Source organism: Proteus sp. G2673 (assembly GCF_009915125.1).
In the GTDB taxonomy this organism is placed as follows: domain Bacteria; phylum Pseudomonadota; class Gammaproteobacteria; order Enterobacterales; family Enterobacteriaceae; genus Proteus; species Proteus penneri.
Genome location: NZ_JAABLT010000024.1, coordinates 491,637 through 513,710, shown reverse-complemented (window position 1 = coordinate 513,710; position 22,074 = coordinate 491,637). Strand labels below are relative to the sequence as shown.

The following is a 22,074-nucleotide window of genomic DNA, read 5'->3' as shown; positions in this document are numbered from 1 at the left end:
AACATTGAACCAAAACACCAAAATGTAATAATATATTTACAGATTATCTTTTAATGAATCTCAATATAAGAATAATAAATAAGATAGGAAGATAGAGGCAACAGAGATGAAAAACTCACAAACAATATTTGCAACATCGGGAGATATAAAAAAGGTCAGCAAATGCTGACCTTTTAACAATAACTTTCGGATGTGCGAAAGCGTATTATTTAGCGTTAAGACGCTCTTTGATACGAGCAGCCTTACCTGAACGCTCACGCAGGTAGTACAGTTTAGCTTGACGAACCGCACCACGACGTTTCACAGTGATGCTATCTACGACTGGAGAGTGAGTTTGGAATACACGCTCAACACCTTCGCCATTAGAAATTTTACGAACAGTGAATGCAGAGTGCAGACCGCGGTTACGAATAGCGATAACCACGCCCTCGAATGCCTGCAGACGTTTTTTAGAACCTTCAACAACCCATACTTTAATTTCTAAAGTATCACCAGGACGGAATGAAGGAACATCTTGCTTCATCTGTTCTTGTTCGATTTGTTTAATAATATTGCTCATAATAATTCTCTTACCCTAGGTAAACTGATATTAATGACATCTTGTGTCAGACTTACTCTGCTGTTCCTGACAGATGTTCCCGTTGGAACTCTGTTAACAGCACTCTTTGCTCGTCAGTCAGAGCTAGGCTTTCCAGAAGCTCAGGTCTTCTTAGCCAGGTTCGACCCAGTGATTGTTTCATACGCCAGCGATTAATATGTGCATGGTTTCCTGACAGTAAAACAGCCGGAACTTCCATACCATCTAAAACCTCTGGGCGAGTATAGTGAGGATGATCAAGTAAACCTTCAGCAAAAGAATCTTCTTTCGCAGAGGCTGCGTGTCCGAGAACCCCCGGAACAAAACGCGCTACTGCATCTATCATTATCATGGCAGGTAGTTCCCCACCACTTAATACGTAATCACCAACAGACCACTCTTCATCGATTTCAGTCTGAATGACGCGCTCATCTATACCTTCATACCGGCCACAAACCAGAATTAACTTCTCATTTGTTGCCAGTTCACAAACTCCTTGTTGATCGAGTTTGCGTCCCTGAGGTGATAAATAAATCACCTTTGCTCCATCACCTGCCGCAGCTTTTGCTTGATGAATAGCTTCCCTTAAAGGTTGAACCATCATCAACATACCAGGACCACCGCCATATGGGCGATCATCAACAGTATTGTGTCTGTCGTATGTAAAATCTCGGGGATTCCAACATTCTACATTGAGCAGACCATGCTTCACTGCCCGACCAGTCACCCCGTACTCGGTTATAGAGCGGAACATTTCTGGAAATAGGCTAATTACCCCAATCCACATTTTAGTGTCCCACTATTGAGAACCGTTAACCGGATAATCTAAAAACCAGGATCCCAATCAACGATAATTTTTTTCGCTGAGAGATCGACTTTCTTGATAACCTGCCCATCAAGAAACGGAACTAACCGTTCCCCGATACCGAACGCATCTTTCAGATTCGCTTTAATCACCATGACATCATTTGAGCCCGTTTCCATCATGTCTGTAACGACACCCAGATCGTAGCCTTTGTCCGTTTCCACATGACAACCCATCAGATCTTTCCAGTAATATTCACCTTCAAGTTCTGGAAGTTGCGAAGCATTCACGACAATTTCAAAATTAGTCAGGAAGTTAGCCGCATCTCTGTCATCAATACCTTTTAGCTTGACGATAATATCTTGGTTGTGATGTTTCCAACTTTCAATTTCAATGGTTTCCCACTGTCCATGACGCTGAATAAACCACGGTTGATATTCAAAAATGTTTTCGGCGTGTTCGGTGGAAGAAAAAACTCTGAGCCAACCACGGATCCCGTAAGGTGAGCCCAACTTACCCATAACAATAGGTTCTACAGGCTCTTTTAAGGTTTTTTGTTCGCTCATTGTTACCACCGCGACAGATTAAGCGCTTTTCTTCGCTGATTTGATCAGGCCAGCAACACGTTCTGAAACAGTTGCGCCTTGAGCAACCCAGTGTTCAACACGGTCTACGTCTAAACGTAATTCTTCTGCATTACCGGTTGCCAGTGGGTTATAAAAGCCTACGCGTTCAATAAAACGACCATCACGCGCATTGCGACTATCGGTTACTACTACTTGATAAAACGGACGCTTTTTTGCGCCGCCACGAGCTAAACGAATTGTTACCATAACATCCTCATTAGTTAATAAAACAACCAGACGCCATCGAGGAACGGAGTCCGGTTGTCATATAAAAAGCCCGAAAAGTTTACTCACTTTGGCGAAAAAAGCAATCCAAAGCACGTTTTTTTTCCAGCTTTTTGATTTTATCGGCCAGGGAATCCAGGTGGCATCATACCTTTCATGCTACGCATCATTTTAGCCATGCCACCTTTTTTCATTTTTTTCATCATACGTTGCATATCATCAAACTGTTTTAATAAACGGTTGACGTCTTGCACTTGTGTTCCAGAACCTGTAGCAATACGGCGTTTTCTGGAACCTTTAATGATTTCCGGTTTTTGGCGTTCTTTTTTAGTCATGGAATTAATAATCGCTTCCATTTTCACTAAAATTGAATCATCCATTTGTGATTTCACTGCATCTGGCACCTGAGACATACCCGGCATTTTGCTCAGCATACTTGCCATGCCGCCCATGTTCTTCATTTGCTTTAATTGATCTAAGAAATCATTTAAATCAAAGCCATCACCTTTTTTAAGTTTTGTCGCTAACTTTTCAGCTTGTGCTCTATCAACTTTGCTTTCAATATCTTCAATTAAAGACAGAACATCACCCATGCCTAAAATGCGGGAGGCGATACGATCTGGGTGAAAAGGTTCTAAAGCTTCTGTTTTTTCCCCAACACCGAGGAATTTAATTGGCTTACCAGTGATATGGCGAATTGATAATGCCGCCCCACCACGCGCATCACCATCAACTTTGGTTAATACAACCCCGGTTAATGGCAATGCTTCATTAAATGCTTTTGCTGTATTTGCCGCATCTTGACCCGTCATGGCGTCAACAACAAATAAGGTTTCCACAGGATTAATGGCTTTATGGAGAAGTTGGATCTCTTCCATCATGCCTTCATCTACGTGTAAACGACCTGCTGTATCCACCAGCAATACATCATAGAATTGAAGTTGCGCATGTTTTAATGCATTACTTGCAATTGTGACTGGATTTTCTTGAACAGTCGAAGGAAAGAAATCAATGCCAACCGTTTCGGCTAACGTTTCAAGCTGTTTAATCGCTGCTGGACGATAAACGTCGGCAGAAACAACAAGAACTTTTTTCTTCTTTTTCTCTTTTAAAAATTTACCTAATTTTGCGACACTGGTTGTTTTACCCGCACCTTGTAAACCAGCCATTAACACAACAGCTGGCGGTTGTGCTGATAGGTCAAGGTCAGTATTCACTTCCCCCATCGCATTGACGAGTTCATTTTGAACAATCTTCACAAACTCCTGACCCGGTGTCAGGCTTTTGTTAACTTCATGCCCTACTGCGCTCTCTTTGACGCGCGCAATAAAATCACGAACCACGGGTAAGGCAACGTCAGCTTCTAATAAAGCCATACGCACTTCACGCAGTGTCTCTTTAATGTTTTCTTCGGTCAGTCTTCCTCGACCGCTTATATTGCGCAATGTGCGCGATAGTCTGTCACTTAAATTCTCAAACATTATCTTAGCTCAGTGTTAAAGTTGGGCTTATCGGTCATGTATGCCACCGATTATATCACGATGACTCGCGGATCTCTGCATAGAGATTTAAGCTTAATGACTTCAATAGTTGGAGCCGTATGCTCCTAGCGCTATACTAGGAAGTTATTCAAACAATATATGTAAGCGAAACTATGCCCGTTATATCAATCTCTATCGTCGCTGTCTGCGCTTATTTACTCAGTCTGGTAATGTTTTTACCCGGTCTGTTACGAAAAGAGCAGAATGGATACCGCGGATTAGCTCTGCTATTTGCGGTAATTGCACTTGTTGCACATGCCATCTCATTAAAATTTTTAATTTTCCGTCCTCACAGTGGACAGAATCTTTCACTCACTAATCTAGGTGCAATTGTTAGCCTAATGGTCTGCGTTATCATGACGATTGTGGCTTCTCGTGGTCGTGCATGGTTCTTACTGCCTATTGTTTATTGTTTCGCAATAGTCAATCTTGTTATTGCAGCACTGATGCCGGGTGAATTTGTTACACATCTTGAAAGTAGCACATCACTCTTTATTCACATTGGATTGGCGTTATTAAGCTATGCCACTCTGTTAATAGCCGCCTTATATGCATTACAACTTAGTTGGCTCGACTATCAACTAAAAAATAAGAAACTAAAATTCTCACCTCAAATGCCACCATTAATGTCAATTGAGCGTAAAATGTTTCATATCACACAAGTGGGTGTGGTATTACTGACACTGACCTTATGTACAGGTTTGGTGTATATGGATAATATTTTTGGTAAAGAAAACATCCATAAATCTATTTTCTCTATCATTGCTTGGTTTGTTTACATCATTTTATTATGGGGACATTTCCGAGAAGGCTGGAGAGGAAAGAAAGTCATTATTTTTAATTTAATTGGCGCTCTTATTTTGACATTAGCTTTTTTTGGTAATCGTTTATTACAAGAGTTAGTACTTAATTAATTTTCTATTTTAGGGTTGCAAAAGGATCTCAATTTTGGAGCATGTGTCGACAACTACGCTCATTATCATACTTGTCTGTATGATTATTGCCTCAGCTTATTTTTCTGGGACTGAAACCAGTATGATGACGATTAATCGCTATCGTCTCCGTCATGCTGCGAAACAAGGAAATCGCTCTGCAAAACGTGTAGAAAAATTATTACAACGTCCTGACAGATTGATTAGTTTAGTATTGATTGGCAATAATCTGATTAATATTGTTGCGTCTGCGCTAGCTACCATTGTCGGTATGCGTTTATATGGTGATGCAGGTGTAGCAATAGCTACGGGTGTACTGACCTTTATTATCCTTATTTTTGCTGAAGTGCTCCCAAAATCAATCGCAGCACTTTATCCAGAGCGTTTTGCTTATCCAAGCAGTGTAATTCTCTCTCCTTTACAAAAATTGATGCTACCTATTGTTTGGTTTTTTAATAAACTCACATTAATATTAATGCGCATTTTTGGTATCAAATCTCCAGTAATACAAGGGAATGCAGTCTCAAAAGAAGAGTTAAGAACTATCGTTCATGAATCTAAATCAAAACTTTCGCAAAGAAATCAGAATATGTTGCTGTCGATTTTAGATTTAGAAAAAGTGACGATTGGCGATATTATGGTGCCAAGAAATGAAATTTTTGGTATCGATGTCAATGATGAATGGAAATCTATCGTAAGACAGTTAACTCATTCTCCTCACGGTCGGATTGTGCTTTATCGTGATACTTTAGACGATGCGATTGGTATGTTGCGAGTACGAGAAGCTTATCGCTTAATGACCGAGAAAAAAGAATTTACCAAACAAATTCTGATGAAAGCTGCCGATAAAATTTACTTTATTCCAGAAAGCACACCATTAAACCTACAGCTCGTCAATTTCCAACGTAACAATGAAAAAGCGGGGATTGTGGTTGATGAATATGGTGAAATTCAAGGTTTAGTAACCGTTGAAGATATTCTTGAAGAGATTGTTGGTGACTTTACTACTTCGATGTCCCCATCTTTAGCTGAAGAAGTTATTCCTCAAAAAGACGGTTCATTATTAGTTGATGGTACGACAAATATTCGAGATATCAATAAAGCTTTCGGTTGGCATTTACCTGAAGATGAAGCTCGAACGATCAACGGCGTTATTATTGAAGAGTTAGGTGACTTACCTGTTGTTGGTAATAAAATAACTGTGAGTGACTATGAATTTGAAATACTTGAAGTTCAGGATAACGTCATCAAAAAGGCGTTAATTCGCCATCTTTCAATCCCACATCATTAGTAAAAAGAAATAAGCGCCTTAGCCTTAAAAGGTGCTTATTTTGGCTGTTTATCCTAACTCAAATCGTAATTTGCTATTACGAAAATCAAACTCTCTGGCAGATTTCATATAGAAAGGCTCTATCGCTTGCTCTTGTACTAATTTGGCTGGCTTTACTTGTTGATAATCAGAATAAAAAACCATGATTTTTAACCCACATAACTAAGTTTAATGCTGGTTGATAAGAATAATCAGCTACATATTCTTCACGCCTGCAAATAAAAAAGAGACAATAAATCAGAATGCGAATTTCCTGATCTATTATCCCCTAATATTATAAATTAGCGATTACTTAAATATGTAACTCTTTTAAAGTCTCTTCAGGCAACGCTAATTCATCGTTATGATTAATACCAATGCTATGAGATAAAATATCACGTGCGATATCTTGTGCTTCTGTCAGCGAATGCATTTCATAGGTACCACATTGGTACACATTTAGTTCTGGGATATGGTTTTGATCTTTTACTTTCAAAACATCTTCCATTGCGGCTTTCCATGCATTAGCTACACGTTGCTCTTCAGGTTGCCCAATTAAGCTCATGTAGAATCCTGTACGACATCCCATTGGGGAAATATCAATTATCTCAACACCATTACCATTAAGATGATTACGCATAAATCCAGCAAACAGATGCTCTAGAGTATGAATTCCTTTCTCAGGCATGGCTTTTTTATTTGGTACCGTAAAACGTAAATCAAATACCGTAATAGTATCACCTGATGGCGTTTTCATGGTCTTAGCAACGCGTACAGCAGGTGCTGACATACGCGTATGGTCAACAGTAAAGCTATCCAATAAAGGCATAAAAAACCTCCTAAGAAAAATTTAAATATTTTTAAGAAAAAATGAAACTTTCTACAAGTAGCACGGTCTTAGTAACGAATACGCGCAAAATGTTATCATCCCTATTTCTCTATAGAATTTTTTAGCCACACAAATCTTAGTGTGGCTTTTTTCTATCTAAGTTTAGGAAGCCACATTATCGGTGTTAGTCCCCGCATGGATCTTCAAATACTCATCAAAAGAAATGGTATCACTCTTTTCTAACTCTTCTTGACGTTTTATGGATGAAATTCTCTCATGTTCAAAAGCTTCATCAGTTAACGTTTCATAAGGTGTTTTAATTAATTCTTGGTAATATTCTTCAGCCAAAGACAAGCCAAAACCACCAATGCCTTGTGTTTTAATTTTGTCTAAAAGTCTGCCTGAAAAAGTTAATTCAGGATTATCGAACATTTCTTCTAACTTAACACAAACTTCCATATATTTAGTGCCTGAACAACAATCAAGAACATTAGCAACACGTGCTAAATCAGCAAATAAGGCTTTACCTACTTGCGCTAATGGCTCTTTTCTTTCGCCACAACCCATTCCAATAACTTGACCTGGCTTACGCCCTTCTAGAATAACGTTATTCCAATTTGAACGGCAGCACGCTAATTCAGAAGCATCCATTTCTGGAGCATCAGCTAATACACACCAAATCAGGAATAAATCAAGGAAGCGAATTTGTGTTTCGTCAACACCAATAGGGGTAAATGGATTGATATCAAGTGAACGAACTTCGATATATTCAATACCACCACGTAATAACGCATCAGAAGGCGATTCATCCCCCTTAACCACACGTTTAGGACGAATAGGTGCATAGAGTTCATTTTCAATCTGCAACACATTGGTGTTTAACTGAATATACTCACCGTTTTTCTTAACACCTAATTTAGCAAACTCTTCTGAAGGCTTATGAATCGCTTTTTTGAGCCCTTTGACATAAGTTTCAAGATGATTAAAGGTGATATCTAAATCGCTTTGAGATTTATTGGTATACCCTAAATCGCTTAAACGTAATGAAGTTGCATAAGGTAAATACTTCGCCCCCTTAAGCGTACTTTCAAATGGTAAATTTGTTTCTCTTCCTTTTAAGAAAGATCCACAAATTGCTGGTGATGCACCAAAGAAAAATGGAATGATCCAGCCAAATCGATAGTAGTTACGAATAAGACGTAAGTAACCATCAGAAATCGCCTCTTTTCCACTCTCTTCATCTTTTACATTTGCCCATGCTTGCCAAAATTCGATAGGTAATGAGAAGTTGTAATGCACACCCGAAATGGTTTGCATTAATGCACCATAACGATTTTTAAGCCCTTCGCGATAGAGTGTTTTAAAACGCCCAACATTTGATGTGCCAAATTGAGCCAGCGTAATCTTATCTTCCGCTTCAATAAAGCAAGGCATACTCATAGGCCACATACGTTCATTATCTAAGTGACGTGCTGTATAGCGATGTAAATCACCTAAAAAATGCAAGGTATGTGCAATGTTGTCATCAACAGGTGTAATAAATTCTAATAGAGACTCAGCAAAATCAGTTGTGATCCATTTATGAGTTAATGATTTACCTAATGAAATAGGATGCTCTGTTGATGCTAAATTGCCTTCTGGCGTAACTCTTAAAGTTTCACGCTCTATACCACGGTGGATGCCACATAAAACTTTAGGGTGTGCTTCTAACCAAGAAAGCGCTTTTGATACGTCCGGGATCAAAGGTGACCTCCCGCGTTGATTGATGTTAGTAAATAGATAGGAGTTACTTTATCGCAAAGTCACTAAATTGTCGCTTATTAGATGATGTTAGCATTGTTAGTTGGTGCTAAACAAAAACGTCATTTATGCAAAATAATAGAATGGTAGAAAGCAAAAAGCCCCGCAATAGCGGGGCTTTTAATATGGTGCATCCTGGAGGATTCGAACCTCCGACCGCTCGGTTCGTAGCCGAGTACTCTATCCAGCTGAGCTAAGGATGCAGGTCTGACGTTTTTGCTAGAAATAATTAAACTAAGTTATCTAATAAAAGATGGTGCATCCTGGAGGATTCGAACCTCCGACCGCTCGGTTCGTAGCCGAGTACTCTATCCAGCTGAGCTAAGGATGCATCGTAGTTATTTTTCTAGCTGCTCATATTGCAATTAGCAATCTGAGTAATGAGATGGTGCATCCTGGAGGATTCGAACCTCCGACCGCTCGGTTCGTAGCCGAGTACTCTATCCAGCTGAGCTAAGGATGCGCCGTTTTAATACTTTACGCTTTTAATGCAAATTATTCACCATTTGCACCAAAATAAAAACCCCATACATTAATCATGGGGTTGGAATATGGTGCATCCTGGAGGATTCGAACCTCCGACCGCTCGGTTCGTAGCCGAGTACTCTATCCAGCTGAGCTAAGGATGCAAATCTAAATGGCGGTGAGAGAGGGATTCGAACCCTCGATGCAGCTTTTGACCGCATACTCCCTTAGCAGGGGAGCGCCTTCAGCCTCTCGGCCATCTCACCATATTTAGAACCACTCGAAGAAGTTCTTACTGAACATCTCGTCTCTGTGTGGCGCACATATTACTTTCTCAGCCTAAGAAGTCAAACGATTTTTCTCAACTTTTTACGAATATACGTTTGTTTGAACACTTCACAAACAAACTGATGCGTTTATCAGCAAGATTGGCTAAAAAAGTCCTGAACACAATGATATCGCTGATGAAAAATCATTCAAGTATTTTATTCTCTTAGTTAATAAATTCATTCGCACATCAAATTATTATGAATCGAATTATTAGAGGTAAAAAGACTTTCAATTCTGTCAATCAGAATAAACGGATAGTGCAATAATAAATACAGTTCAAGGAAAGAGAAGATAGGAACAAAGAAGGGAATCAAACGTCTTATAAAGAGAAAAGCGCCCAAACCCGGCAAAAGTGTGGACGCTTACGAATGAATTGTGACTAACTAAAATAGGAATTATTTAGTAGTTATCAGTAGGCTGAGTTTTCTCGGCCTGAATTCGTTGATAGATCTCTTCACGATGGACAGATACTTCTTTAGGTGCGTTTACGCCAATCCGTACCTGATTACCTTTAACCCCTAAAACGGTTACGGTCACATCATCGCCTATCATAAGCGTTTCACCAACTCGACGAGTTAGAATAAGCATTCTTTGCTCCTTGAAAATTTACAAGAGTCGGGTCTCTAGAATTTCCCGGCCATTATCCATCATACATTGTCAATTCGTATAATCATTATTTATCACAAGTAACTTATACTTCATAACAAAATATAAATTTAGTGAATGATTATTTAACGGATTATCAATATCTCAATAAGGCGTTATCCCTATAAATCAGGAATAGCGCCTTTTTTTCAGGTTATTATCGCTTACAGATGCGATTCAACCCACTCGTCAACACTTGCCAAAGCCGCAGGTAAAGCGTCAATATCAGTACCACCAGCTTGAGCCATATCAGGGCGACCGCCACCTTTACCACCGATTTGCTGTGCTACAAAACTAATTAACTCACCTGCTTTAACTTTAGCAGTTAAATCTTTAGTGACCCCAACAATTAAGCTCACTTTACCATCAGAAATAGTGGAAAGCACAATAATTGCAGAACCTAATTGATTTTTTAAATCGTCAACCATTGTTCTTAACATTTTTGGCTCAACACCATTAAGCTCACGAACTAAAAGTTTGATACCTTTCACATTTTTAGCCTGACTACCTAAAGAGGAACTCTCTTGAGCAGCTTGCTGATCTTTTAGTTGTTGGAGTTCTTTTTCTAATAAACGATATTTTTCTTGGACTGTTTTGATTCTTTCGACCAAGTTTGTACCATCGCTTTTTAGAACTTGTGCAACAAGAGAGATAAGATCTGATTGTTCATGAATACTCTCAATTGCTGCAATACCAGTAATTGCCTCAATACGACGAATACCAGCAGCAGTGCCTGACTCACTGACAATGCGGAATAAACCAATATCCCCCGTTCTAGAAGCGTGAGTACCACCACAAAGTTCAGTAGAGAAGTCACCCATTGTTAAAACACGAACTCGTTCGTCGTATTTTTCACCAAAGAGTGCCATCGCACCTTTTTCTTTCGCATCTTCAAGATCCATTAACTCAGTGACAACTGGTGAGTTAAGTCGGATTTGCGCATTGACAATATCTTCAATTTCTCGTAATTGTTCTGGCTTAACTGCTTCAAAATGAGAAAAGTCAAAACGCAGATATTTATCGTTAACCAAGGAGCCTTTTTGAGTAACATGCGTACCCAGAACTTGGCGCAATGCGGCATGTAATAAGTGCGTCGCAGAGTGATTTAAACGAATAGCATCACGGCGAGCAATATCGATAGTGGCATTAATTTTATGGTTAACAATAAATGACCCTACGTTAACTTTACCAATATGACCAATCGCTTTACCGTATTTTTGCGTATCTGTGACTTCAAACAGGCTATCTTTACCTGTTAAAACACCTTTATCACCAACTTGTCCACCAGACTCTGCATAAAATGCGGTTTTATTTAAGAAGATAATACCTTCTTCGCCTGCTTTCAATTCAGTGACTGATTGTCCGTTATGGAAAATAGCGGTGATTGTGCCCTGTTGTTCATCATGATCATAACCAGAGAACTCACTACGGCTATCCACTTTGATTAGACTATTATAGTCAGTACCAAAACCACTAGATTCACGCGCACGTTTACGTTGCTCTTCCATCGCGACATCGAAGCCGTTTTCATCAACCTTGATATTTCTTTCACGACAAACATCGGCAGTTAAATCAAGAGGAAAACCATATGTATCATAAAGACGGAAAGCGGTTTCACCCGGAAGAATGTCATCTGTTAAGTTAGCCAGTTCTTCATCTAATAATTGAAGACCGCGTTCTAATGTACGAGCAAATTGCTCTTCTTCCGTTTTTAATACTTTTTCGACGATAGCTTGTTGACGTTTTAATTCTTCACCTGCCTCTGCCATAACTTCAATTAATGGAGCGACTAACTTATAGAAGAAGGTATCTTTGGCGCCAAGCATATAACCATGACGTACTGCACGACGAATAATACGACGCAGAACATAGCCACGGCCTTCATTAGAAGGGATAACGCCATCGCAGACAAGGAATGAACAAGAACGAATATGATCGGCAATAACGCGTAATGATTTATTTTCTAAATCCGTTGCATTAGTCACTTGTGCAACAGATTTAATTAAAGAACGGAATAAATCAATGTCATAGTTAGAGTTTACATGTTGTAAAACAGCAGTAATACGCTCTAACCCCATTCCCGTATCAACAGATGGTTTCGGCAGTGGATCCATAGTGCCATCTGACTGACGATTAAATTGCATGAAGACGATATTCCAGATCTCAATATAGCGATCGCCATCCTCTTCTGGTGATCCAGGAGGTCCGCCCCAAATGTGATCACCATGATCATAAAATATTTCGGTACAAGGTCCACAAGGGCCTGTATCCCCCATTTGCCAGAAGTTATCTGATGCAAATGGTGCACCTTTATTATCACCAATGCGGATAATTCTTTCTGCTGGAATACCAATTTCTTTATTCCAAATATCATAAGCTTCATCATCTGTGGCATATACCGTTACCCAAAGTCTTTCTTTAGGTAAATTGAACCACTCTTCGCTTGTTAATAATTCCCAAGCAAAATTGATTGCATCATGTTTGAAATAGTCACCAAAACTGAAATTACCTAGCATTTCAAAAAAAGTATGGTGACGAGCGGTATAACCCACATTTTCTAAATCGTTATGTTTACCACCTGCGCGCACACAGCGTTGCGCAGTTGTCGCTCGGGAATAAGGTCTATTATCCAATCCAAGAAATACATCTTTGAATTGGTTCATCCCTGCGTTTGTAAACAGCAATGTTGGATCGTTATTTGGAACCAAAGAACTGCTAGGTACTATTTGATGTCCTTTAGTATGAAAAAAGTCGAGAAACGCCTGACGGATCTCAGCGGTGCTTTTGCTCATAATTATCCCGAAATCAAGCTGGAAAAACAGAAATTAGAAATCTAGTTAGAGGAGGTTTATTATTACCTCTACTTAGCCAACGAATACATAAGTAGGGATAAGATAGAATTTCTTCTGTCAGAAGTAAAACCCCCGATAAACTTATTCGTGTTGACATTGTAAATCGTCTAGTTTTTTTCTGAAAGTGGGATTGTTATCTGAGAATGGGACTTTTCTCTATTTAAGAGCAATTATCTTGGAAAATGTTAGCAACTTAAAGTATTTTCATTTTGTAATTATTAAAAAGTATTTGTTATTACTGCTTTTTTATGAGATGACTCGCTATACGTTTTTTTCCTTTGAATAATCTCTTTTTCTCATGGCAAGTAGTAACAAAAACATAAGAATTATTACTTAAACAATATGTTGATATAGCGATAACTTACTAAAATAAAAGCACTTATTACTAAAAAACACACCTTACATCTCAACAAATCTTTAAATACAATTTAAATTAGATCCAAATATATTGAAGATATTTATCTTTATATGTCAATTATTTATTATCTGGTGCAATCAGATTATAATAATGATTCTTATTTCTATTTTTTATTGGCAAGGATATATCACCAAAATTTCACTATATAAATTTTCATATAACTATCAAAAACAAATTAGTAAAAAATATCGTTATATTAAATAAAGTAGTGTTAAAGGCTATTTTTCATGGAAAGGAAACAAAATAAGACTAATTTTAATCCTCTTTTGAATAAAAGATACAACATATAACAAAAAGGAAGCCATTTGAGAGCTTCCTTTTTTAAGTGAGTTAAATCACATTAATTGGCTAATGGTTAACAACTGCAATGATCGTAATATGTTTTAATATACATTCAATGTGCAATTTAGGCATTAGTAAAAAATTATTTTTCTGTTTCTTCAATATCTGCTGCGTCATCACTATCATTAGCAAAATCAGCTGCGCTAGTAAATTCACCTGCGTGATTTAATAACATTTCACGAAGTTTAGTGTTTAACTCATTGTACATTTCAGGGTGTTCTTTTAGATAAGTTGTTGCGTTGGCTTTACCTTGACCAATTTTCTCACCATTGTAGCTGTACCATGCACCAGCTTTCTCTACCAATTTGTGTTTAACGCCTAAATCAATCAATTCGCCAAAGGTATTGATGCCTTCACCATACATAATTTGGAATTCAGCTTGTTTAAATGGTGCTGCAATTTTGTTTTTCACCACTTTAACGCGTGTTTCACTACCAACAACTTCATCACCGTTTTTAACAGAGCCGATACGACGAATATCTAAACGAACAGATGCGTAGAATTTAAGTGCATTACCACCTGTTGTGGTTTCTGGATTACCAAACATAACACCGATTTTCATTCGAATTTGGTTGATGAAAATAAGCAGAGTGTTGGAGTTTTTCAAGTTACCCGCTAACTTACGCATAGCTTGACTCATCATACGAGCAGCTAAACCAACGTGTGAATCACCAATCTCACCTTCAATTTCTGCTTTTGGTGTTAAAGCTGCAACGGAGTCAACAACGATAACATCAACTGCACCAGAACGAGATAATGCATCACAAATTTCTAGGGCTTGTTCACCAGTATCAGGCTGAGAACAGAGCAGGTTATCAATATCTACGCCTAGTTTTTGAGCATAGATAGGGTCTAAAGCGTGCTCAGCATCGATGAATGCACAAATTTTGCCTTCACGTTGAGCAGCAGCGATAACTTGTAGTGTTAATGTTGTTTTACCAGAAGATTCTGGGCCATAGATTTCAACAATACGCCCGCGTGGTAAACCACCAGCACCTAAAGCAACGTCTAATGATAAAGAACCCGTAGAGATGGTTTCAACGTTCATGGAACGATCTTCGCCCAGACGCATGATAGACCCTTTACCAAATTGCTTTTCAATTTGACCAAGTGCTGCGGCCAATGCTTTTTGCTTGTTTTCATCAATAGCCATGTTATCTCCCTCTGGGCAGTGAAGCATAAAAATGGGTCACTACCATTAAAACGTATATGATTTTGCTTGTTGAAACTCATTATACTGTATAATCATACAGTATCAAGTTAATTATTAATAATTTCTTTAAGAATTGATTTTAAAGAAAAAATAACAGATTCAGCTCTTATTTGATCTCGAGAACCACTGAATATACAGTGTGTTGCCGTAGTTTGAATACCTGTTGATGTTTTCATTGCAAAGCCAAACCAAACTAAACCAACGGGTTTTTCTTCACTACCACCACCAGGGCCTGCAATACCACTAACTGAAACAGCAAAATCTGCATTTGCAGCGCTAAGTGCGCCTTTCGCCATCTGAAGAACAACTTCTTTGCTAACAGCGCCGTATTTAATCAAGGTTTGCTCATCAACACCTATCATTTCATGCTTCGCTTCATTGCTATATGTTACAAAGCCACGCTGATAATATTCAGAGCTTCCTGCAATATCAGTGATAACTTTCGCAATCCATCCGCCAGTGCAAGATTCAGCTGTTGTTATCGTACGCTTCTTTTCAAGTAACACTTTACCCATTTCAATACTTAGACGGGTCATTTCATCGTAATTTATCATTAAGGTTCATCTAACCTCTATTATAAATCTCAGTGTTTAAGATTTCTTCCTAGTGCAATCCCATAACCATAGACCACCAATTGCTAGGGCAAAAATAGCCCCAAAGCCTATTCCGATAGCAACAACAGATACACCAATGCTTGTAACCAATGAGAATAAACCAAGCATTAATAACATTGCTGTATTTTCACCGAGATTTTGTACAGCGATAGCATTACCAGCACCAACACTGTGCTTTCCTTTGTCTTGTAATAACGCATTCAATGGCACGACAAAGAAGCCACCAAAAACACCGATGATAATAAGAATTAAGTAGGATGGAATAATTGAAGTTTGCAATGAGAAATAAACAACACCAAGACCAATTAAAATACCTGCAGGCATACAGCGCCGTACTGTTTTCAGAGTCACAAATTTAGCAGCTAATCCAGCACCGACCACAATACCAATCGCAACCATCGCATTTAATACTGTTGGGGTTGTATTATCAGTCATACCTAAAGCAATAGGTACCCACTGCACAAGTAAAAAGCGCAATGTTACTCCTGCCCCCCAAAACATGCTGGTTCCCACTAAAGAAAAGCGACTTTCTTTATCAGCCCATAAAGTACGTGTAGCCTCAAGAAACTGTGTAAACATTCTTTTAATGTTCCAACCACGACCAATTTGAGCAGCTGATAATTTAGGTATACCAAAGTTAACAAATACCGCTAAACCATACATTGCCGCACAAACACCTAATGCAAAAACAATGCTCCAATCTGATAGTAAACCACCAATGACAGATCCCAATAGAATAGCGGCAATAGTAGAAGCTTCCATTAAACCATTTGCTTTAACTAAACGTTCGCCATCGGTTAATTCACCTAAGATGCCATATTTAGCAGGAGAATAAACAGCGGCACCAATTCCAACGAGAGCATAGCCAAGGAAAGGATCAGAGCCAACGCAAATAAGAAATGCGCCTACAAATTTTAACAGATTACCACTGAGCATTACCCTACCTTTAGGATTACGATCAGCAAACTGCCCTACAAAAGGAGCTAAAAGAATAAAAGCCAGCACAAAAACCATCTGTAAAACAGGCTGACTCCACTCTGGATACAGTGATGATTTAAACTGCGCAAGAATAGCAAACAGTAAGGCATTATCGGCAAAAGCAGAAAGAAATTGCGACAAAAGTACCGCTTTCATTCCCCTACTCATTAAAGGAGGCTGACTAATATTCTCTGGCATTAATTATTTTCCTGTTCAGCAAGTTTCTTCAATGAAACAAAATCCGTTTTTCCACTTCCTAATACAGGAATCTCTTTGATAAAACGAATGTCTTTTGGTACAGCGATTTCGGCAACACCTTCAGATTTTGCCAGTGTTGATAGTACACTACGATCTAATTGTTTATCTGTTGTAAAAAGAACTAATGATTCACCTCTGCGCTTATCACTTATTGATACAACCGCATGCTCACCTTGAGATGCTTTGCGTGCAAGTTGCTCAACCCCTTCGAGAGAAACCATTTCACCTGCAATTTTTGCAAAGCGTTTAACCCGTCCTTTAATTGTATAGAAACCTTCACTATCGATAGCAACAATATCACCGGTGTCGTACCAACCTTCCTCATCAATACCTTCAGCATTAGCTGCGACTGGGGTTTCCAATTTTTCAGGGGATTCAACGCGTAAGTACCCCATCATTACATTAGGGCCACGTAGTTGTAGTCTACCGCCATCAGTAATGCCATTCATTGGAATTAAACGCCCTTCCATGCCGGGTAATAAACGCCCTACAGTATGAGTTTTGGCACTCATAGGCACGTTGATTGACACAACAGGTGCGCATTCTGTTACACCATAACCTTCTAAAATACGAATACCAAATTTCTCTTGCCATAAAACACGAGTTGATTCAGAGAGTTTTTCAGCGCCAGCAACCACATATCTCACTCGGGCAAAATCATAAGGATGAGCAAATTTTCCGTAATTTCCTAAAAAGGTTGATGTCCCAAATAACACCGTACAGTTTTGGTCATAGACTAATTCGGGTATAACTCGATAGTGTAACGGGCTGGGATAAAGAAAAACACGTGCCCCCAAACAAATGGGAGTTAGCAAGCAAGCTGTTAAACCAAATGCATGGAATAACGGCAATGCTGACATAAATTTATCTTTCGGTGAAAAGTCAGCAATAGCACGAATTTGCTCAACGTTAGCCAGTAAACTCGAATGGCTGTGAACAACGCCTTTAGGCGTCCCTTCCGATCCGGATGTAAATAGAATAACGGCTGCATCATGTGCATCTTGCGGTAACATCGCTTTATGTGGCGTAATAAGGTGTTTGAGGATCCAGCGTTTATCTTCACTCGTCACACTATCTTTGAGATCTTCAAGGTAAACCCAATTAGCTTCAGGGGTTTGCTCAGGAATATGTAATAAATTCCCTTTTTCTAAAAACTGGCGTGATGTAAAGATGGTTTTGATTGATGCGGCTTTCATCGCATTTTGTACACCTAAACTACCTGCCGTGTAGTTGAGCATTGCAACAACACGTTGACGCATTGTTGCACCTAATAGCGCAGCCGCAGTTACTGTTGTATTTGGAAGCAGTAAACCTATACGCTCTTTGGGTTCTGTGTAGCGTTCAATCAAACGACTGAGCCCTAACGTTTTTTTCAGTAACCCTTGATAAGAATCTTCTTTTAAGCTGATATCAGAAATTAGCGGACTAAATCGGCCATATTGAGACATTGCCTGTAAAAATGCTTCATACAACGTAAGATTAGGGCGTGTTTGCATGATGGCTTCCATCATGATATCACGCATAGCTTCCCCCGCTAATCGGCGACGCTCAGAAGATTTTTCAGCTTTTGGCATCGGTAAATTAACTGCAGGAAGCACCTTGATAGTGATTTTAGGAAAGAATTGAGACTTTACTCGTAAACTTTTACGTATTCGTGAAAAATAGCTGAATTCAGCCCCTTCAATTCTAACAGGAACAACTTTAGCGCCTGATTTTGCGGCAATAAAAGCAGCACCTTCATAAATTTTCATCAAACCATTTGTTACTGTGATCCTTCCTTCTGGGAAAATCACAATTGGACGACCTTTATCCACTTCTTTAACTAACTGGCGCACGGCCATTGGATTGGCGGGATCTAAAGGTACAATATCAGCATAACGACCTAACCATCTTGTCGTTTTTGCAGAAGCCACTGAAGTATAAACAGCAAACACAGGATTAATAGGTAGGAATAAACGTAATAATATACCATCAATAAAAGAAGTATGATTTGGTGTAATTATACATTTTTCATATTGGGAAAACTGATTAACAAGTCCTTCAATTCTTATTCTAAATAAGAACTTAAATAGTGTTTTAAAAAACGCTATTAACATCATATCCATATCTCATTTTGCTATAATTAGCCTTACTATAAATAGGATGTGATGAAAATAAAATAGATGACCTCTGTTTTGTCCTTTATATCAGACGACTTCCTAATTATTTGGCAAGTTTTGCGAGAATTACCGCAATAATTTCATTAATAGATAACCCAGCATCAACAATAATATCTGCGCATTGCATGTATAAAGGTTCGCGCTTAATTAAAACATCATGCATTTCTGAAACTAATGTTTTACCTGTCAAACTAGGTCTTTGTGCTTCATTTGGATCTTGGGATAAACGTTCAACTAATGTTTCAAGTGAGGCCTGTAAATAAATTGTAACACCCGAGGTTTTCATATAAGCGCGATTTTTATCTGCTAAAACCATACCACCACCCGTTGAAATAACTTGGTTAGGTTGGCTTACTTGGATTAGTGCTTCTGATTCAATTTGACGAAAGAAATCCCAACCTTTCTCTTCCACCATAGAAGATATAGTTTGTTGATATTTTTTGGTTATCCAATAATCCGTATCAATAAATCTATAATTTAAAGAGAGAGAAAGCGCTTTACCTACTGTTGTTTTCCCTGCACCTCGAGGTCCGATAAGGTAAATTGTACTTTCCATAAAATGCACTATCTCCATAGTGTGTTCCCTTTTAGGGTTGTAATTAAAAGTTTACATACTGTAAAGTATAAAATATCATACCTGATGTAACAAAAAAATAAAGCCACACTTTAGAAAGTATGGCTTATTTCATTATCTTAATAATTAGCTACGAATTGTATTATCGCCGTAACCAATCCATTTATAGGTCGTTAAAGCATCTAATCCCATCGGGCCTCTAGCATGTAATTTCTGTGTACTAACAGCAACTTCGGCACCTAAACCGAATTGTCCACCATCGGTAAAACGTGTGCTTGCATTAACATACACAGCAGCAGAATCAACTTGGCGAACAAAACGATCAGCATTAGAGATAGATTGTGTTAAAATAGCGTCAGAGTGCGCGGTACCATAACGGCGAATATGGCTAATTGCCTCTGTTAACCCACTCACTACTTCTACATTTAAATCAAGTGACAACCATTCATCGCAATAATCAGCATCTTTCACATCAACTACAGTAGCTCTGCCTTTTTTCAGCCCTACCAATGCTTTCTCACTTGAATGCAAAGTTACCTTTTGAGTAGCCATGGCATCACTTAACTGTGGCAAAAATAGATCTGCAATATTTTCATGTACTAAGAGCGTTTCTAAAGAGTTACACGCGCTTGGGCGTTGTACTTTTGCATTTACGATAACCGTTAATGCTTTTTCTAAATCTGCACTTTCATCTACAAAAGTATGACAGACACCAATGCCACCGGTGATAACTGGAATAGTTGATTGTTCACGGCAAAGTTTATGCAATCCTGCACCACCACGAGGAATAAGCATATCAATATACTCATCCATTTTTAGCATTTTAGCGACTAACTCACGATCAGGCTTATTAATCGCCTGAATAGCACCAGCAGGAATACCACATTTTTCTAAAGCTTGTTGAATAACGGCAACTACCGCTTGATTGGTATGGTGAGTCTCTTTTCCACCACGAAGAATGGCAGCATTACCTGTTTTCAAACATAAAGAAGCGACATCAATTGTAACATTAGGGCGAGCTTCATAAATAACGCCAACAACACCTAACGGCACACGGCGACGTTCTAAACGTAAACCGCTGTCTAACATACGGCCATCAATAACTTGACCTACCGGATCTTCCAAGCGACATACTTGTCGAACATCATCAGCAATAGCTTTTAAACGTTCAGAAGTTAGCAATAAACGATCAAGCATAGCGGCATTAATATTGGCTTCACGAGCTGCTTGCATATCTTTTTCATTCGCCGCAAGAATTGAGGCCTCATGTTGTTCTAATAAATCAGCCATGACTAATAATGCCTGATTTTTTTGCTCTGTTGAGAGTTGAGCTAAATGCCAAGAGGCTTCTCTTGCAGATTTACCCATTTGTTCTAACATCAGAAGGCTCCTTAGCTAACAATCATATCGTCACGATGCACAGCAACACTGCCATACTCGTAACCTAAAATTTGACTAATTTCTTGTGAATGGTGTCCTGCTATTAAACGCAGTGCATCACTATTATAATGGGCAACACCATGAGCAAGATCTTTACCTTGTAAACTTTGAACGCGGATAACACACCCACGAGAGAAATCGCCTTTAATTTCTTTGATACCTTTTGGTAAAAGGGAGCTACCTTTTTCTTTAATTGCTTTTTCAGCTCCTTCATCAACCACAATCACACCAGCAATTGGCGCGCCAAAGATCCACCGTTTACGCGCTTCTAATGGGCTTTTTAAGCCATGGAATAATGTTCCAACAGGTTCATTATCGATAACTTTAGCAATAACTTCAGGTTGTACACCGGCTGCAATGACAACATCAATACCCGCGCGCCCTGCAACAGTTGCTGCTTGCAGTTTTGTTGCCATGCCCCCCGTACCTAAGCCGGATACGCTATCACCAGCCATTTGGCGTAATTTATCGTTGATATCAAAAACTTCGGGGATCAATTTAGCATCTGGATTACTACGCGGATCAGCTGTATAAAGCCCTTCAATATCGGTTAGTAATAACAGTTTATCTGCACCACCTAAAATAGCAGCTAATGCTGATAAATTATCGTTATCACCCACTTTAATTTCCGCGGTAGCAACAGCATCATTTTCATTGATAACAGGGATAATATGGTTATCTAACAGTGCATGTAATGTATCACGCGCATTTAGGAAACGTTCTCTATCTTCAATATCAGCACGCGTTAATAGCATTTGACCAATATGAATACCATAAATAGCAAATAACTGTTTCCATACTTGAATTAAGGCACTTTGCCCTACAGCGGCCAACAACTGTTTTGAAGCAATAGTTGCCGGCAAATCAGGATAATTCAAATACTCACGCCCTGCTGCAATTGCACCAGAAGTAACAATAATAATCCGGTGACCTTTTTCGTGTTGTTTAGCGCATTGGCGAACCAGCTCAACAATATGAGACTGATCCAGACGTCGTGAACCACCAGTTAGTACACTTGTCCCTAATTTAACAACCAGTGTTTGGCTGCTACTCATAACATTTACCATTCTTGTTGATTATTTAAAAAGATAATACACAGTTTTATCAGGAGAGAAGCGTTATGCCAACCGACATAACGCAAA

The 22,074-nt window shown here is 38.9% G+C and carries 19 protein-coding genes and 5 tRNA genes; 2 read left to right on the top strand and 22 right to left on the bottom strand.

The window, feature by feature from the left end; genetic code table 11:
• Positions 1-205: 205 nt before the first annotated feature.
• The 5 genes from rplS to ffh form a co-directional block, all read right to left on the bottom strand.
• Positions 206-559 (bottom strand): 50S ribosomal protein L19, encoded by a 354-nt coding sequence (gene rplS / locus GWI59_RS17285; protein ID WP_006534749.1) that lies wholly within the window; start codon positions 557-559, stop codon positions 206-208.
• Between the two features lie 52 nt (positions 560-611).
• A complete protein-coding gene (gene trmD / locus GWI59_RS17280; RefSeq protein WP_006534750.1) occupies positions 612-1,364 on the bottom strand; it encodes a tRNA (guanosine(37)-N1)-methyltransferase TrmD in 753 nt (250 codons plus the stop codon).
• Between the two features lie 38 nt (positions 1,365-1,402).
• Positions 1,403-1,948 (bottom strand): ribosome maturation factor RimM, encoded by a 546-nt coding sequence (gene rimM, locus GWI59_RS17275; protein WP_006534751.1) that lies wholly within the window; start codon positions 1,946-1,948, stop codon positions 1,403-1,405.
• 18 nt (positions 1,949-1,966) lie between these two features.
• Positions 1,967-2,215 (bottom strand): 30S ribosomal protein S16, encoded by a 249-nt coding sequence (rpsP, locus tag GWI59_RS17270; protein ID WP_004244772.1) that lies wholly within the window; start codon positions 2,213-2,215, stop codon positions 1,967-1,969.
• Between the two features lie 137 nt (positions 2,216-2,352).
• Entirely contained in the window at positions 2,353-3,714 is a 1,362-nt protein-coding gene (gene ffh / locus GWI59_RS17265) for a signal recognition particle protein (protein WP_109396311.1), read from the bottom strand.
• Between the two features lie 173 nt (positions 3,715-3,887).
• Between ffh and GWI59_RS17260 the strand changes: the two genes are divergently transcribed.
• A complete protein-coding gene (locus tag GWI59_RS17260; RefSeq protein WP_072063505.1) occupies positions 3,888-4,688 on the top strand; it encodes a cytochrome C assembly family protein in 801 nt (266 codons plus the stop codon).
• A gap of 34 nt (positions 4,689-4,722) precedes the next feature.
• Positions 4,723-5,997 (top strand): HlyC/CorC family transporter, encoded by a 1,275-nt coding sequence (locus GWI59_RS17255; protein WP_072063506.1) that lies wholly within the window; start codon positions 4,723-4,725, stop codon positions 5,995-5,997.
• A 48-nt stretch (positions 5,998-6,045) separates the two neighbouring features.
• Here the strand turns inward: GWI59_RS17255 and GWI59_RS17605 are convergent, their stop codons facing one another.
• The 17 genes from GWI59_RS17605 to proB all read right to left on the bottom strand — a co-directional run bounded on the left by GWI59_RS17605 (position 6,046) and on the right by proB (position 21,987).
• Positions 6,046-6,180, bottom strand: coding sequence for a hypothetical protein (locus tag GWI59_RS17605; protein ID WP_006534758.1), 135 nt, complete (start codon positions 6,178-6,180; stop codon positions 6,046-6,048).
• Positions 6,181-6,328: 148 nt separating this feature from the next.
• Entirely contained in the window at positions 6,329-6,844 is a 516-nt protein-coding gene (gene luxS / locus GWI59_RS17250) for an S-ribosylhomocysteine lyase (protein WP_006534759.1), read from the bottom strand.
• 162 nt (positions 6,845-7,006) lie between these two features.
• Positions 7,007-8,587: a glutamate--cysteine ligase gene (gshA, locus tag GWI59_RS17245; RefSeq protein WP_109399023.1), complete on the bottom strand. Its 1,581-nt coding sequence runs from the start codon at positions 8,585-8,587 to the stop codon at positions 7,007-7,009.
• Between the two features lie 183 nt (positions 8,588-8,770).
• Positions 8,771-8,847, bottom strand: a tRNA-Arg gene (locus GWI59_RS17240).
• 51 nt (positions 8,848-8,898) lie between these two features.
• Positions 8,899-8,975, bottom strand: a tRNA-Arg gene (locus GWI59_RS17235).
• A 55-nt stretch (positions 8,976-9,030) separates the two neighbouring features.
• Positions 9,031-9,107: transfer RNA gene (locus GWI59_RS17230), tRNA-Arg, on the bottom strand.
• An 89-nt stretch (positions 9,108-9,196) separates the two neighbouring features.
• Positions 9,197-9,273 (bottom strand) — tRNA-Arg (locus tag GWI59_RS17225).
• A 9-nt stretch (positions 9,274-9,282) separates the two neighbouring features.
• Positions 9,283-9,375 (bottom strand) — tRNA-Ser (locus GWI59_RS17220).
• A 463-nt stretch (positions 9,376-9,838) separates the two neighbouring features.
• Positions 9,839-10,027 carry a carbon storage regulator CsrA gene (csrA, locus tag GWI59_RS17215; protein WP_004244778.1) on the bottom strand — a complete coding sequence of 63 codons (189 nt, stop codon included), beginning with the start codon at positions 10,025-10,027 and terminating at the stop codon, positions 9,839-9,841.
• Positions 10,028-10,248: 221 nt separating this feature from the next.
• Positions 10,249-12,876 (bottom strand): alanine--tRNA ligase, encoded by a 2,628-nt coding sequence (gene alaS, locus GWI59_RS17210; RefSeq protein WP_072063508.1) that lies wholly within the window; start codon positions 12,874-12,876, stop codon positions 10,249-10,251.
• 902 nt (positions 12,877-13,778) lie between these two features.
• A complete protein-coding gene (recA, locus tag GWI59_RS17205) occupies positions 13,779-14,849 on the bottom strand; it encodes a recombinase RecA (protein ID WP_072063509.1) in 1,071 nt (356 codons plus the stop codon).
• A 107-nt stretch (positions 14,850-14,956) separates the two neighbouring features.
• Positions 14,957-15,463: a nicotinamide-nucleotide amidase gene (gene pncC, locus GWI59_RS17200; RefSeq protein ID WP_006534768.1), complete on the bottom strand. Its 507-nt coding sequence runs from the start codon at positions 15,461-15,463 to the stop codon at positions 14,957-14,959.
• A 36-nt stretch (positions 15,464-15,499) separates the two neighbouring features.
• On the bottom strand, positions 15,500-16,699 hold the full coding sequence (gene lplT / locus GWI59_RS17195) for a lysophospholipid transporter LplT (protein ID WP_006534769.1): 1,200 nt from the start codon (positions 16,697-16,699) through the stop codon (positions 15,500-15,502).
• On the bottom strand, positions 16,699-18,858 hold the full coding sequence (gene aas / locus GWI59_RS17190) for a bifunctional acyl-ACP--phospholipid O-acyltransferase/long-chain-fatty-acid--ACP ligase (RefSeq protein ID WP_161725166.1): 2,160 nt from the start codon (positions 18,856-18,858) through the stop codon (positions 16,699-16,701). The genes lplT and aas overlap by 1 nt, the downstream gene beginning before the upstream one ends.
• A gap of 103 nt (positions 18,859-18,961) precedes the next feature.
• On the bottom strand, positions 18,962-19,474 hold the full coding sequence (aroL, locus tag GWI59_RS17185; RefSeq protein ID WP_072063512.1) for a shikimate kinase AroL: 513 nt from the start codon (positions 19,472-19,474) through the stop codon (positions 18,962-18,964).
• A 144-nt stretch (positions 19,475-19,618) separates the two neighbouring features.
• Positions 19,619-20,872, bottom strand: coding sequence for a glutamate-5-semialdehyde dehydrogenase (locus GWI59_RS17180; protein WP_109399027.1), 1,254 nt, complete (start codon positions 20,870-20,872; stop codon positions 19,619-19,621).
• 11 nt (positions 20,873-20,883) lie between these two features.
• The gene (gene proB, locus GWI59_RS17175) at positions 20,884-21,987 is read right to left on the bottom strand and encodes a glutamate 5-kinase (RefSeq protein ID WP_161671428.1); all 1,104 of its coding nucleotides are present in this window, start codon (positions 21,985-21,987) and stop codon (positions 20,884-20,886) included.
• Positions 21,988-22,074: the final 87 nt, after the last annotated feature.